The 14395-nt window shown below is 36.6% G+C and carries 14 protein-coding genes; 10 read left to right on the top strand and 4 right to left on the bottom strand.

The window, feature by feature from the left end; genetic code table 11:
* A partial coding sequence (locus CD29_RS20600; protein WP_211277461.1) for a hypothetical protein occupies positions 1–180 on the top strand: 180 nt, incomplete at its 5' end.
* A gap of 262 nt (positions 181–442) precedes the next feature.
* On the opposite strand, the gene CD29_RS12000 is transcribed toward CD29_RS20600, so the two are convergent.
* From CD29_RS12000 to CD29_RS11985, 4 genes are all read right to left on the bottom strand, one after another.
* Entirely contained in the window at positions 443–2290 is a 1848-nt protein-coding gene (locus CD29_RS12000) for an SLC13 family permease (protein ID WP_036187054.1), read from the bottom strand.
* A gap of 204 nt (positions 2291–2494) precedes the next feature.
* The gene (locus CD29_RS11995; RefSeq protein ID WP_036187052.1) at positions 2495–3652 is read right to left on the bottom strand and encodes a Ger(x)C family spore germination protein; all 1158 of its coding nucleotides are present in this window, start codon (positions 3650–3652) and stop codon (positions 2495–2497) included.
* On the bottom strand, positions 3649–5106 hold the full coding sequence (locus tag CD29_RS11990; protein WP_036187050.1) for a spore germination protein: 1458 nt from the start codon (positions 5104–5106) through the stop codon (positions 3649–3651). The genes CD29_RS11995 and CD29_RS11990 overlap by 4 nt, the downstream gene beginning before the upstream one ends.
* On the bottom strand, positions 5082–6248 hold the full coding sequence (locus tag CD29_RS11985; RefSeq protein WP_052124132.1) for a GerAB/ArcD/ProY family transporter: 1167 nt from the start codon (positions 6246–6248) through the stop codon (positions 5082–5084). Before CD29_RS11985 ends, CD29_RS11990 begins: the two co-directional genes overlap by 25 nt.
* 212 nt (positions 6249–6460) lie before the next feature.
* Here CD29_RS11985 and CD29_RS11980 point away from each other — a divergent pair, with 212 nt between their 5' ends.
* The 9 genes from CD29_RS11980 (at position 6461) to CD29_RS11940 (ending at position 14393) form a co-directional block, all read left to right on the top strand.
* Positions 6461–6793 (top strand): metal-sensitive transcriptional regulator, encoded by a 333-nt coding sequence (locus tag CD29_RS11980; RefSeq protein WP_036187048.1) that lies wholly within the window; start codon positions 6461–6463, stop codon positions 6791–6793.
* Positions 6794–6861: 68 nt separating this feature from the next.
* Positions 6862–7068: a copper chaperone CopZ gene (gene copZ, locus CD29_RS11975; protein ID WP_036187046.1), complete on the top strand. Its 207-nt coding sequence runs from the start codon at positions 6862–6864 to the stop codon at positions 7066–7068.
* A 70-nt stretch (positions 7069–7138) separates the two neighbouring features.
* A complete protein-coding gene (locus tag CD29_RS11970) occupies positions 7139–9565 on the top strand; it encodes a heavy metal translocating P-type ATPase (protein ID WP_036187044.1) in 2427 nt (808 codons plus the stop codon).
* Positions 9566–9590: 25 nt separating this feature from the next.
* Positions 9591–10208, top strand: coding sequence for a nitrite reductase (locus CD29_RS11965; protein ID WP_036187042.1), 618 nt, complete (start codon positions 9591–9593; stop codon positions 10206–10208).
* Between the two features lie 521 nt (positions 10209–10729).
* Entirely contained in the window at positions 10730–11311 is a 582-nt protein-coding gene (locus CD29_RS11960) for a hypothetical protein (protein WP_036187039.1), read from the top strand.
* Positions 11312–11496: 185 nt separating this feature from the next.
* On the top strand, positions 11497–11862 hold the full coding sequence (locus CD29_RS11955) for a GntR family transcriptional regulator (RefSeq protein ID WP_036187037.1): 366 nt from the start codon (positions 11497–11499) through the stop codon (positions 11860–11862).
* Between the two features lies 1 nt (position 11863).
* The gene (locus CD29_RS11950) at positions 11864–12565 is read left to right on the top strand and encodes an ABC transporter ATP-binding protein (protein WP_052124131.1); all 702 of its coding nucleotides are present in this window, start codon (positions 11864–11866) and stop codon (positions 12563–12565) included.
* Positions 12566–13468, top strand: coding sequence for an ABC transporter ATP-binding protein (locus tag CD29_RS11945; RefSeq protein WP_036187033.1), 903 nt, complete (start codon positions 12566–12568; stop codon positions 13466–13468).
* Positions 13455–14393 carry an ABC transporter permease gene (locus CD29_RS11940; RefSeq protein WP_036187032.1) on the top strand — a complete coding sequence of 313 codons (939 nt, stop codon included), beginning with the start codon at positions 13455–13457 and terminating at the stop codon, positions 14391–14393. Before CD29_RS11945 ends, CD29_RS11940 begins: the two co-directional genes overlap by 14 nt.
* Positions 14394–14395 lie beyond the last annotated feature (2 nt).

Below are 14395 nucleotides of genomic sequence, written 5' to 3'. Positions count from 1 at the left end.
CCTGAAAATCTCGGAAAAATGTTCTCGAGACCGTCTCTCGAGGACAAAACAACTGAAAATCTCGGAAAAGTGTTCTCGAGACCATCTCTCGAGGACAAAAAACCTGAAAATCTCGGAAAAATGTTCTCGAGACTGCATCTCGAGGACAAAAAACCTGAAAATCTCGGAAAAATGTTCTAAACTGCATCTCGAGGACAAAAAACCTGAAAATCTCGGAAATGTGTTCTCGAGACTGCATCTCGAGGACAAAAAACCTGAAAATCTCGGAAAAATGTTCTCGAAACTGCATCTCGAGGACAAAAAACCAAAATAATCAAGAAAGTTGTCTACGAGACCACCACTTTTAAAGAACAAAAAACTCAGAGGTAGTGATCTTCAGATCTAGCCCTGAGTTAATTGTGCATCCATTATTCAATTAACCACACGCATAAACCACTCCACCTCAAAACGGATAAATAAACGGAATCACAAGCATCATCACCACAAACATAATCACCTGTAATGGAACACCCACACGAACAAAGTCCATAAACTTATAGCCGCCTGCTGTTAATACAAGGGAATTGGTTGGTGATGCGATTGGTGTAGCAAATGCCATACCTGATGCAGCAGCAACGGCAATCATAAATGTATAAGGACTTGCATCCATTAAGAGCGCGGCATTCATAGCGATTGGTGCAAAGAGTACAGCAGTTGCTGTATTACTGACAAATTGGCCGAAGACAACTGTCAGCAAATACACACCAATTAGGACACCATAAGGACCGTAGCCACCTAACAGTTGAATGATACTATCAGATAATATGGTCATGCCACCTGTTTTCTGTAAAGCTGTTGCCATTGGCAGCATCCCAGCCACAAGAACGATACTTTCGAAGTTCATTTTTCCATAGGCATCATCCATATTTCGCAAGCACCCGGTAATAATCATTAATACCGCACCAATCATTACTGAAGTGACAGCGTCAAACACTTCGAATACCATCAGCCCTACCATTAATAGTAGGATTAGCCCAGCAATAGGAGCTTTACCTGTAGCTGCTGCTAAGCCTGCGTGTTCTTTAGGTTGACCTACGACGACGACATCCTTTGTTTCACGGGATAATAATTCGATTTCATCCCAAGTTCCTTGAACGAGCAATGCATCCCCAAATCGAAGTTTTTTAGAGGTCATCTTTTCTAAAAGATATTCACCTTTACTATTGATGCCTAGAATATTTAAATTATATTTTTCGCGAAATCCTATTTCTCGAATGGTTTCACCGATTAAACTCGATTGAGGAGTGAGTAACACTTCGGCTACACCAATTTCTTTTGAAACAAGATCTTTTCCTTCCTCCGTATCACTTTGTTTGATTTCCAGTTGAAAATCAGCAACAAACCTTTCAATATCTTCCTCTGTCCCTTGCACATACAGTTCATCATTAGGGTGAATTAAACTATTTGGCCCTGCTAATTCTTGAAAATTCATCGGTAAAAGCTTCAATGCTTCTGCTTGGTTACGGTGAATTTTCATCACATAAATCTGGTATTTTGCAGGTAACTTCAATTTTGCTAATGGAATCTCCACAATAGGGGAGCCATCTGGGACATGAATTAAAAATAACCTGTTTTCTAAATGATAATCTTGGACAATTTTCTTCGGTGATAATTTGTATCCTGCATCCGTATTCACTCTACTGTTTTCGTTTGGTAATAATGTATTTCGGATAATTACTAAATAAACAATCGCGACTATTGATGCCACAATACCAATGGGTGTTATTGAGAAAAATCCAAGTTTCTCAAATCCATTGTCTACAAGTGTTTGACTTACTATTAAGTTAGGTGGTGAAGCTATTAAAGTCATCAGTCCTGACATACTCGCGATATAGGAAAGTGGCATTAAAAATTTAGAGGGGCTCACTTTTATACTCATCGCAATACTTACTACAACTGGAAGCATTAAAGCGACAGTTCCTGTATTACTCATAAATGCCCCGACAGATGCTACGATTACAAGTAGTAAAACGAATAGTTTTAATTCATTATCGCCAGACCACTTTAACAAAAGAGTTGCTGCCATCCCTGCAAGACCTGTACGTAATAATCCTGCCCCTACAACAAAAAGTCCCGCAATCATAATGACAACGGAATTTGAAAATCCAGCTAATGCTTCTTGAGGCGTTAAAATACCGAAGATAATAAAAGCAAGTAGCGCACCGATAGCGACTAAATCACCTCGTACTCGATTGGTGACAAAAAGAATAATTGTTACTGCTAATATCGTAAACGTAATCGTTAGTTCCATTTATAAACTTTCCTTTTCTTCATACTATGTTTATTGTAAATGTTCCCTAAAATAAATTCATTTCGTATTTGAGCGTAACTTAAAAAAGTCTCTAATTTGTCATGAAAAGTTGCTGAATTCTTCCTAAACTCGAACCCCACTTAAAAAACACCCCTAAAGTATTCCTACACATACTTTAAGGATGCTTCAAATTATTACTTCCAGTTAATCAATTGTTGTTTTAAACGATTTGCGGCCAGAATCGATATTATCGACGATTACTTCAATGTTTCGAATTGAATTTTCCGTTAGCGGAACTTTTCCATCGGTATGCAATTCTTTCCACTTTTTTATATTACTTCTATAGATTTTTTCTGAAAGGCGATATATATCTGCATCTCTTTCAAGACCTTCTTTAAATGTTGTATTGATTTCTTCTTTTACCGCCTTCTCAACGGTTTCCCTGATGTCATTGGTAGTCAATGTTTCAGAATAGCTATTTAATGAGACGGTTGTATTAATTTTTATATCAAATTGTACATCCCTACCTTCAATGACGGGGTCAATTTGAACTTTCATATCTTGCAATACAATTGTTATAAAATCGTCATCCTTACTAGGGTGTACTTTTGCAGTAATTTGTGACCTTTTTGTTTTATCAGACAACCACTGCAGCCCTTTTGCTTTTTCACCTTTTAAAAATCCCTTAAATTTTTCAGGTGCAAGAATTCCAATACCAGAGGTTTGAACGGATGTTTCTGACCCCTTTTGGGTTTTCCATTCTTTTTTCAATGTCACATAAGGAATTTTCACATCATAGCTAGGCTCATTTAGCTGAATTATGAGTTCACGCAAACTCAAAGGCTCTATAAAGGATTCTTGTTCAAATGAATTATATGGATCAGCTAAACCTGTTAACGTAATCGAACGTTTAAGAAGTGGCACTGCAATTAAAAATTCTGATAATGATTCGTCTGTACAATATACCCATGTTTGATATCTCGTATCTGTATGTTGGGTAAAGGTATTAATAACTGAATTTATATGACCTTTTTTCATTAAATCCTCTGTAACAATAAAAAACGATAAATGTCCCCAATAAACTTCTTCATCTATGGAATGGTAAAGTTCAAATAGTGCTTCAGTAAATGTTTTTCCAGTTGCTGAATTCACTGCTGACTGGATGACATCTTGGTTTACTTGTTCGGATTTTGCAACATTTGAAAAACTAATTAATTGTATAAATACCTCATATTGCCCTTCTTTAAAATCAACGCCTATACCGTGGACATAGAACATACGCTCATTTTCTCTGGAATCCCAACAACCAACGAGCACAGTAGATAATATTAATAGTGTAATAATTTGTTTAAGATGGATCATTTTGATTCCTCATTATTGCTTCGAGATTTGTCTTGTGGCTGTAACATACTCGGTCTTTTTGTATACTTATCCCTTGAAGCTCTAAAAAATGTCTTTTTTAAGTTATCCCAACTTAAATCAACAGATACGTTTAAATAAGGGACTCCAAAAATACGCATATTCGCTATATACAATATCGTTAAGTAAATGCAAATGAAAAATCCAAATAACCCGAAAATAGCCGTAATTAATATGAACGCAATCCGCAAAATACTAACCATTGTAACAAGCGATTGATTGACAATGGTATAAGATGCTACAACAGATATGGCAATAATCACAATCATAGCAGGACTTGTGATCCCTGAACGGATGGCGGCATCGCCAATGATTAATCCTCCGACAACACTAAATGTGCCTCCTAAAACACTTGGAAGTCGCAAAGTTGCTTCTTTAAACATTTCAAACAAAATTAGTAATAATAGCATTTCAATGACGGCAGGTAGCGGTAAGCCACGATTTGCGATAACTACAGTTGCTAGTAATTGAAGTGGTAGTTGATTTTGATGAAACAGTGTTAAAGCAATCCAAAAAGCAGGTAGTGTCGTACCTATTAACAATCCCATCAATCGTAAAATGCGTTCAAATGTACTAAACATCACCGGTGTCTCATAGTCTTCAGCGGATTTTAGTAAATAAGTGAAGTTTACAGGAGTCATCACTGTATAGGAAGTACCATCGACCATGATTAAAAATCGACCTCTAATTAACGACTGAATAGCAAAATCAGGTCGTCCTGTGTAATGGGTAGCTGGTAAAATCCAGTTTTTTTTATTGATAAATTCCATTAAAGAATCGGCACTGATAATAATGTCAGTGTCGATTTTATTTAACTCTCTTTTTAGTTCCTTTAAAATATCTTGATTTGCAATGTCTTCTACATAAAGAATAGCGACAGCTGTTTTCGTACGATTTCCGATTTCTAGTTTTTCTACACAGAGAGAGTTGGAAGGGAATCGTTTTCGAATAAGCGCAATATTAATGGAGATATCTTCTATAAAATTATCCCTCGGACCTTTTACTAACGCTTCTAGATTTGTCTCCTCTGGGTTTCGATTTGGTTTTCGAACAATATTACTAGAGTAAAGAAGTTGTAACTCATCAAAAAAAATAAGTACTTTTCCGTTATAAACAGATGTAATAATAGCTTCCTTATTCGTTATAGGTTTAAGTTCGGGGATGAGTAATTGGTCAATCATATCTTTATCAATTTGACCGTTTTTTGAATTATTAAATAGGTTATCTATTTTTGGTAGAACTACTGTATATAACATTTGTTCATCGACCATTGCATCACATTTTACAAAGTGAACTTTTGATCCATTAAAGATGAATGTATGATATAAAACATCACTGGATTTTTCGAACAGTTGCTTTATTGTAGAGAGAGTTATTGTTTGTCCGTTTGTGTCCATTCAGTATCACTACTTTCTCGTGCTGTAGTTTTGTTCTTTGTTCGTGTACGTTGGACGGATTTGTTAGATTTTTTTCCATAAATAATTGAAATGATCCATAAAACAATCAATAATATTAGGAAAAAAACAAAAGTAGATATTAAAAATTCAAAGTTGTTTAACTGTAAAAACAATGTATCATCTAAAAGGAACAGAACTAAGTTAACAATGAAAAACGGTGGAACCATATAAGTCCAAATACGTTTTCGTTTACCAGCTATATTTAATATGTCCGCTGCGATATATAATAATAACCCTACACGGATAAATGTCCCTGTTAACCACTGATAAATTGATAAGAAGTCCATATGTTCGATAAAGCGACCGACAGATACTAAACCCCACTCTTCATAGGCAGGATAGCGATGTTTCGCAGCTTCTTCTGGACCGAATTCTACAATTGCCCCAACAAGCGGACCTAAAGTCAAAACTGTTAATATAAAAATCATAATCGCAATATGAAACCACTTGATTGGTTTCTTAAAATGATGTTGTAAGAATAAAAGCAATATGATTTCGATAAAGCCAGATGCAGGATAGACCACCCCTAGTAAAACGGGTGGAAAACCATGTTCGAAAAATGGCTGTAATAAGTTGTAGTCCTTCACTTGGATATTAACAATAGCAACATAAAAACCTAAAATGACAACAACGAAAAGGACAATCACATTGACCATTACAATCGTTTGGATATTTGTTGAAACGAGTAAAAAACAAACAATAATATAGACCGCAAGTAGTATTAATTGCGGTGTGGAATCTAAAAATGTATCGGATATCCAAAGAATTGTTTCATGCATGGTGAAAGATGCTAAAAGAAACAGATATATAACTACGGCGTATAAAATGATAGAAGAACCAACTTTACCTATTTTCTCACTCAACCAATCTTTTAAAGGTTGCTGGTTCGTTTTTTTTTGTATTGAAATAATTAATAATAACAAAGGAAACATGAAAACAGCTGCAATTATAACAGATGCCCATCCATCTCTTTTTGCTTGCTCTAAGATTGAGGGCAGAATCGTCACATGAGTTTTCAACCCGATAAATGTCATCACTAGTAAAATGACATGTAATATACTGAACTTTCCTAATTTATCCATGAAATAACCCTCTAATAGTTCTGTCTTGTTCAGTTTATTTTTTCCATATATGGGGAGAAGTAAACTATAGCAGCGTGGATTGTTTTAATGATACATCAGTAGTGAATGATTAATGGAAGCAGCATTACCAATGGAAAATTTATTTATTTTTATCACTTTACATACCTCACTAGGGTATAGTAATATGTAATTAAGTTAGGGGGGTGACTCAGGTGGAAAACAATGAAAATGAAGTAGCATGTCATTCCAATGACGATACGTCTTGTCGTAAAAGCCATCATCCAGAACGTGTTAAGAAGGATTTAACAAATCGGTTAAATCGTATTGAAGGCCAAATCAGAGGAATCAAAGGAATGATTGATAAAGACACTTACTGTGATGATGTTATTACTCAACTTTCTGCCACACAATCTGCATTAAATAGTGTAGCCAAAATTCTTTTAGAAGGCCATTTAAAGGGATGTGTTGTTGATCGTCTTTCTGAAGGCGATGAGGCAGTACTCGATGAATTAGTTGTAACAATTCAAAAGTTAATGAAAAAATAATTTTTTTAAGTTCAATATACCCCTGTGGTGTATATTACGATAAATATAATTTAAGGAGAGAAAAAACGATGGAAAATGTAACATTAAACGTTCAAGGAATGTCATGTGGTCATTGTGTAAAAGCTATAGAAGGAAGCGTTGGTACATTAGAGGGCGTTAACGAAGTAAAAGTAAATTTAGAAGCTGCTCAAGTTGAAGTATCTTTTAATGAATCTCAAGTATCCGTTGATAAAATTAAAGAAACGATTGACGACCAAGGTTATGATGTAGTATAAGAGTGCTGCCAAAGCACTCTCTCATTTTCAAGAAAATATACCCCATAAGGGTATGGAGGTAGAGAAGATAATGAGTACAGAAGCTAGTAAGGTAAAAGAAGCGAGTATTCAAATTACCGGTATGACTTGTGCTGCGTGTGCAACACGTATAGAAAAAGGATTAAACAAAATGGAGGGTGTCGAGCAGGCAACCGTTAATTTAGCACTTGAAAAATCATCCATTAAATATGATCCTTCGAAACTAAGTGAAGCTGATTTTGAAAAGAAAATTGAAGCACTTGGCTACGGGGTAGTAAAACAAAAAGCGGAATTTGATATTACAGGTATGACTTGTGCTGCCTGTGCAACACGTATAGAAAAAGGGTTAAATAAAATGGATGGAGTTGCAATTGCGAATGTCAATTTAGCACTTGAAAAAGCAACAATAGAATTTAACCCATCTGAAGTAACGATTTCAGACATTATTGCAAAGGTTGAAAAGCTTGGTTACGGTGCTCATCAAAAGCAAGACGAAAAAGAGCAGGTAGATTACCGTGAAAAGCACATTAAAGATCAACAACGTAAATTTTTATTTTCAGCGATTTTATCCTTGCCATTATTATGGACGATGGTCGGACACTTTTCGTTTACATCATTTTTATATGTACCCGATTTGTTAATGAATCCATGGTTCCAAATGTTATTGGCAACACCGGTACAATTTATTATCGGAAAACAGTTTTATGTAGGTGCCTATAAATCACTACGAAATGGTAGTGCAAACATGGATGTACTCGTTGCAATGGGTACTTCAGCTGCCTATTTTTATAGCGTATATCAAGCCATTGCTACTAGTGGAACTCACCATGCACCACACTTATACTTTGAGACAAGTGCAGTTTTAATCACACTGATTCTTTTAGGAAAATTATTTGAGGCTAAAGCAAAAGGTCGTTCATCTGAAGCAATTAAAAAATTAATGGGTCTTCAAGCAAAAACAGCTATTGTCGTTCGTGATGGAGTTGAAAAAGAAGTACCTTTAGAAGAAGTCGTTATTGGTGACATCATTTTAGTAAAACCAGGTGAAAAAATCCCAGTCGATGGTGAAGTAATAGAAGGAACAACAGCAGTTGATGAATCTATGTTAACTGGTGAAAGTTTGCCGGTAGATAAAAAAGCTGGTGACGTATTATACGGCTCAACTATTAACAAAAACGGTTTCCTCAAAATGAAAGCGACAAAAGTTGGTCGTGATACAGCATTAGCCCAAATTATTAAAGTAGTAGAAGATGCACAAGGTTCAAAAGCACCTATTCAACGAATGGCGGATCAAATCTCAGGTATTTTTGTACCTATCGTTGTAGGGATTGCTATCCTTACATTCCTCGTGTGGATCATTTGGGTTCGACCAGGTGAATTTACACCGGCACTTGAAGTATTAATCGCAATACTTGTTATTGCATGTCCATGTGCGCTTGGTTTAGCAACACCAACATCTATTATGGCAGGTTCAGGTCGAGCAGCAGAATTTGGTATTTTGTTCAAAGGTGGAGAACATCTAGAACAAACACAAAGTATCGACACAGTCGTAGTTGATAAAACAGGGACAGTAACACATGGTAAACCTGTATTAACAGATGTTTACGTAGCAGATGGCCAAGACGAACAGAAATTTTTATCCCTAATAGGCGCTGCAGAAAAACAATCTGAGCATCCATTGGCACAAGCGATTGTTCAGGGGATTCAAGATAAAGGCATTGAGCTTGGTGAAGTTCAATTCTTCGAAGCAATTCCTGGTTATGGTGTGCAGGCAACAATTTCAGGTCAAGGCGTTGTAATTGGTACACGTAAATTAATGCAGCAATATGGAATTGATATACAATCTGTTCTCCCTGTCATGGAAGAATTAGAACGCAATGGAAAAACTGCAATGCTTACTGGAATTAACGGCAAATATGCAGGGCTAGTAGCAGTAGCAGATACAATTAAAGATACCTCTAAAGAAGCTATCCACCGTTTACAACAAATGGGCATCAAGGTAATTATGATGACAGGTGATAATGAGCGTACAGCCCAAGCAATTGGTAAAGAGGTCGGCGTTGATGCAGTCATTGCAGAGGTACTTCCTGAAGGTAAAGCAGAAGAAGTGAAAAAATTACAAGAACAAGGCAAAAAAGTAGCAATGGTCGGTGACGGAATTAATGACGCACCAGCGCTAGCCACAGCTGATATAGGGATGGCTATTGGTACAGGTACAGATGTGGCGATGGAAGCAGCGGACATAACATTGATTCGAGGCGACTTAAATAGTATTGCCGATGCGATTTTAATGAGTCGCAAAACGATGCGTAATATTAAACAAAACTTATTCTGGGCATTTGCCTATAATACGGTTGGAATTCCAATTGCAGCAGCAGGTTTCCTTGCACCGTGGGTTGCTGGCGCAGCGATGGCGTTCAGTTCTGTATCGGTTGTATTAAACTCATTGCGATTACAAAGAGTCAAATTAAAGAAATAGAGTGTTGGGGGATGGAGGAAAAGCTTTGGAGGATCATGTTGAAAAAGTTAAGATTGCTATAAATGGTGGAATAGGATTCGGAGCAAAACTTAACGCAAAACAACTTCTTACAATATCAAAATATATGAATGAAGATGATGAGCTTGAGTTAACGACCTTCCAACAACTTTATATAGAAATTCCAGAAGTTAAAAAAGATGAGATTATAGAAGAATTTCAGAGTGTCGGTTTAGCATGTTATCCAGTAGGAAACTTCGTAAAAAGTTTAAGAACCTGTAATTTCTGCAAAGGTGAGGAAGAAGAAGGAATGCCTGTTGCAAAAGAGTTAAATCGTCGTATTGCTGGGGTTGCTGTTCCATTTACTTTAAAAGTTGCCTATACAGGTTGTGCCGTTGGATGTGGTGAACCTATGTTAAGCGACATAGGTGTGATGAAAATCAGAGACCATTACAATTTATATATTGGTGGAAAAGCAAAAGGGAAAGACGCAGAGGTAGGCTATTTACTTAAGGAAAATCTTACACCCGAAGAACTGTACGATACAGTAGATAAGATTATTGCTGTTTATTCGGAATTGGGTAAAAAGCGAGAAACTTTCAATAAGTTTTTAAAACGGATAGATAGAGACGTATTAATAACTTAATAAACAATGATAAGGCGCAATCCTGGGATCAAGGATTAGCGCCTATTTTTAATTTTGGGGACAGCTATATAATTAGCTGGGGATTGCGATCAACTTTCTGGAGTTTATGAGCGAGTTTTCCTGAGTTACGAGCGACTTTTGACAACTTATGAGCAACTCCATAGTTAGCCGCGCAATACGATCAACTTTCCGAAGTTTATGAGCGACTTCGGCCTCTTTATGAGCGACAATTCCCCAGTTACGATCAACATTTGTCAATTTATGAGCAACTCTGTAATTAGCCGTGCAATACGATCAACTTTCCGAAGTTTATGATCAACTTCGGCCTCTTTATGAGCGACAATTCCCCAGTTACGATCAACATTTGTCAATTTATGAGCAACTCAAAAATTAACCTGCTTCTAGCCCCACAACTACCAGCCATAACAAACACCTTTATTTCAAAAAATTTACTTTTCTCCTTGCACTTCTTAAATCTATAGTGTACTATGTCACTAGTACACCATTACAGGAGGTTCAGTATGCAGAAATTTCTTGGTCTATTAGTACAGGAATATCGAAATTATGCGTTATTCAATTATGGTTTGGCTGCGCTTATAGTGATTGTTGTGTTTTTAGGTCCACTTCTAGTTGTTCAGTTTTTCCCTAATACGGCTTATTACAATGTACCTGATGTACGTTTATCAATGTCCATGGTTGCAGCAGTTTCGATTGTATTACTTTCTGTTGGTCTGTTTTCAAGTAGTTTGAATCGTGACATTAAATTAAAAGAGCTCTGGCTTCATAACAGTCAGTCAATTTATTCATTAGTTGGTGCGAAACTTATCTATCATGGACTTACTATGATTGCATTATGTTTTATTCCTTATATTGGATTGTTTTTTGTAGGTGATTTGATCGTAGGTACGTTCTTACAATACCTTGTCTTTGGCTTTGCGGGTCTGTTTCTAGCAATCACGATGTACATTTTCTTTATTGTCATTACTCTTTTATGGATTGCTCTGAATACCCAATTATCAAGATATATTGGAAAGCTAAGTTATGTCGTGCTGTTCATAGCGGTTCTTTTCATAATCGAGTTGCTAAACCGTTTACCAAACTAGCCATTTTTACAAATCGGGAAAGTGCCGCTATCACAACTTAACAAATACTTACCGACATTTGCTGAAAACAAAATAGCAATGTCATTGTATTTTGATTTTTATATCGTTGAAGAAATTATTATGGCCGCGGTAGTTATTTTAGTTTATATGCTGTCATGCAAGTGGATTGAAAGGGTGATCACACGATGACTATAGATTTTGCAAAGGATCGCCCCATTTACTTACAGCTTGTTGAATCGATTTGTGGGGATGTCATAAAAGGGAAGCTTAAACCGGGCGACAAGTTAGCCTCTGTTCGTGAATTTGCCCTTGAGTCAGGTGTTAATGTCAATACGGTGCAACGCGTTTATAAGGAGTTGGAAATGATGGAGCTAACTGAAACAAAACGAGGACAGGGGACATTTATAACGACGGATGATGGGGTCATTCACACAATTCGTGAACAAATGAAAGAACAAGTGGCGATGCAGTTCATCACATCCATTGAGTCTTTTGGCTTTACGCTTGATGAGATTATCGAAGTGCTTAAAAGTAAGAAAGGAGGCAATTAATATGGAGGTACAGCAACTGTCATTTCAATATAAACGGAAAACGATTTTAGAACAGTTAACCTTTTCAATCCCCCAGGGTCAGATTGTTGGACTAATTGGAGAAAATGGTAGTGGAAAATCGACGTTGTTAAAACTAATGGCGGGTATTTTAGCACCATCTTCAGGAAAGATTGAACTTAATGGTGGTGAAAAAGTCACTCGCCGTCATACGAATAAAATCGCATACCTTCCCGATATCGACTTGTTTTATGAGAAACAAACAGGCGATGAAGTGTTTGCCTTCTATGAAAGCCAGTTCGATGACTTCTCAAAGGAAAAAGCAAAAGAAGTCGCATCTTTTTTACAGGTCCCAACAAATGTGAAGCTAGGCAACCTTTCCAAAGGAAATCGCGGACGGATGAAATTAGCAGCATTTTTAGGGCGGAATGCCGAACTTTATCTTATGGATGAACCTTTTGCTGGGCTTGACCCATTAGCAAGAGAAAGTTTACTAAAAGCAATTATTAAATTCATTGATACAGAGCACTGTTCTGTTGTTCTTTCAACCCATGAAGTGAATGAAGTTGAGCCGATTTTAGATCAAGTCATGTTACTAAAAGACGGTCATCTTTGTGCGATGGATGTTGTAGAAGAAATACGTCATGAGCGCGGCGAGGATACAGTCAATTGGATGAAAAACCTATACGGAAAGCGGGTGCGTTAAATGACAACGCCAATTGTGCAAGTTAAAAATTTAAACAAAACGATTAAAGGAAAGCACATAATAAAAAATGTTAATTTAGACTTTTATCCAGGTCAAATTACAGGTTTTCTAGGGCCAAATGGAGCTGGGAAAACAACGACAATCCGTATGATGACAGGACTTATGCATCCTACAAGTGGAGAAGTCATTATTAATGGAACATCACTGCAGAAAAACTTTGAGCAAGCAATAAGCAATGTCGGTGTGATTGTTGAAAATCCGGAAATGTATAAATATATGAGCGGTTATAAAAACTTGCAGCACTTTGCCCGCATGCATAACGTTCCGAAATCACGGATCGATGAAGTTGTGAAGAATGTTGGGTTAGAAAACCGTATTCATGAAAAGGTAAAAACCTATTCCCTTGGGATGCGCCAAAGACTTGGTCTTGCACAAGCAATGTTGCATAGTCCAAAGTTTTTAATATTAGATGAGCCAACAAATGGCCTTGACCCAGCTGGTATACGTGAGTTTCGTATGTATTTACAAAAAATTGCAAAGGAAGACAATGTAGCGATTGTTGTATCAAGCCATTTATTATCTGAAATTGAACTAATTGTTGATCGCATTGCTGTAATTCAAAACGGTGAAATTATTAACATTCGTGAGTTAACGGAAGAAACGGTTAGCGAATACTACCTAGAGGTTGGTCAGAAAGAGAAATTTGCTAGCTTAGCAGGTGAAGAAGCCAAGTCACAAAATGATGGATTTGTTGTTACGATTTCTAAAGATGAAGTGCCAAAATTTGTACGCAAACTTGTGGAAGCAGGTATTGATATCTATACAATTCAACCGATTACTAAACGTTTAGAAGATCAATTTATCGAAATGACTGGTGGAGGTGCGATTGATGCGATTCGTTAAAAATGAATGGATTAAAATTTGGGCACAAAAAAATGCTTGGATTATGATGATTTTAGTACTTTTGGGTGTAGTCGCATTACTAGGCATAAGTAAATATTTTGCTGTAGACCAGAACACACCAGAACTTCGCCAAGAAGAAAATAACAAACGACTTGCTGAGTATAATGCACAGTTAAACTTTCCAGGCCTAGCAGAACAAGACATTCAGTATATCAATGAAGAAATCCTGATGACTGAATATAGGATTGCCAATGATTTACCAACTGTCGATGCGACGACTTTCCATCAAGTTGTAGATCTTTTGTTATCCTTTATCTTAACGGTCGTTGGTATTTTCACAATGGTTATTGCTGCATCAATTGTATCCAATGAATTTGGGACTGGAACTATTAAAATGTTATTAACGCGCCCTGTTGCACGTTGGAAAATTTTATTGTCAAAGTTAGTTGCATCCCTTTTATATGGAGTTGCACTCTTTGCTGTAAGTGTTGTAGTTGCTCTTATCGGAAGTTTCATTCTATTTAACACTGGTGAGGCGATTACATTATCGGTAGTAAACGGGCAAGTTGTTGAGCAAATTGTAGAGACACACTTTGTGCAAAATATACTGTTAAATGCTGCGTCGATATTTATGACCACAATATTTGCCTTTATGCTCGGTACAATATTTGGTTCAAGTACATTAGCAGTCAGTTTATCCCTTGTCATTTTACTTATGGGATCGGCAATTACGATGTTTATCGCACGGTATGATTTTGCTAAATTCATTTGGTTTGCTAATGACCTCACACAATTCCAACCAGGAATGATGGCTATCATTCCAGACTTAACATTGAACTTTGCTATTGTAGTAAATATCGTATACGCTATTATCTTTTTAGCAGTTAGCTTTACGTACTTTATAAGACGCGATGTAACTGCATAGAC

Origin of the sequence: Ureibacillus manganicus DSM 26584 (assembly GCF_000772945.1) — a bacterium.
GTDB lineage: Bacteria > Bacillota > Bacilli > Bacillales_A > Planococcaceae > Ureibacillus > Ureibacillus manganicus.
The sequence above is the reverse complement of the archived record's forward strand: the minus strand, read 5'-3'. Positions and strand labels throughout refer to the sequence as shown.

Coding starts and splice junctions, on each gene's coding strand:
- CD29_RS11970 (WP_036187044.1), top strand. CDS start 7,139: ATGAGTACAGAAGCTAGTAAGGTAAAAGAAGCGAGTATTCAAATTACC.
- CD29_RS11990 (WP_036187050.1), bottom strand. CDS start 5,106: ATGGACACAAACGGACAAACAATAACTCTCTCTACAATAAAGCAACTG.
- CD29_RS11960 (WP_036187039.1), top strand. CDS start 10,730: ATGCAGAAATTTCTTGGTCTATTAGTACAGGAATATCGAAATTATGCG.
- copZ (WP_036187046.1), top strand. CDS start 6,862: ATGGAAAATGTAACATTAAACGTTCAAGGAATGTCATGTGGTCATTGT.
- CD29_RS11985 (WP_052124132.1), bottom strand. CDS start 6,248: ATGGATAAATTAGGAAAGTTCAGTATATTACATGTCATTTTACTAGTG.
- CD29_RS11950 (WP_052124131.1), top strand. CDS start 11,864: ATGGAGGTACAGCAACTGTCATTTCAATATAAACGGAAAACGATTTTA.
- CD29_RS11995 (WP_036187052.1), bottom strand. CDS start 3,652: ATGATCCATCTTAAACAAATTATTACACTATTAATATTATCTACTGTG.
- CD29_RS12000 (WP_036187054.1), bottom strand. CDS start 2,290: ATGGAACTAACGATTACGTTTACGATATTAGCAGTAACAATTATTCTT.
- CD29_RS11945 (WP_036187033.1), top strand. CDS start 12,566: ATGACAACGCCAATTGTGCAAGTTAAAAATTTAAACAAAACGATTAAA.
- CD29_RS11955 (WP_036187037.1), top strand. CDS start 11,497: ATGACTATAGATTTTGCAAAGGATCGCCCCATTTACTTACAGCTTGTT.
- CD29_RS11940 (WP_036187032.1), top strand. CDS start 13,455: ATGCGATTCGTTAAAAATGAATGGATTAAAATTTGGGCACAAAAAAAT.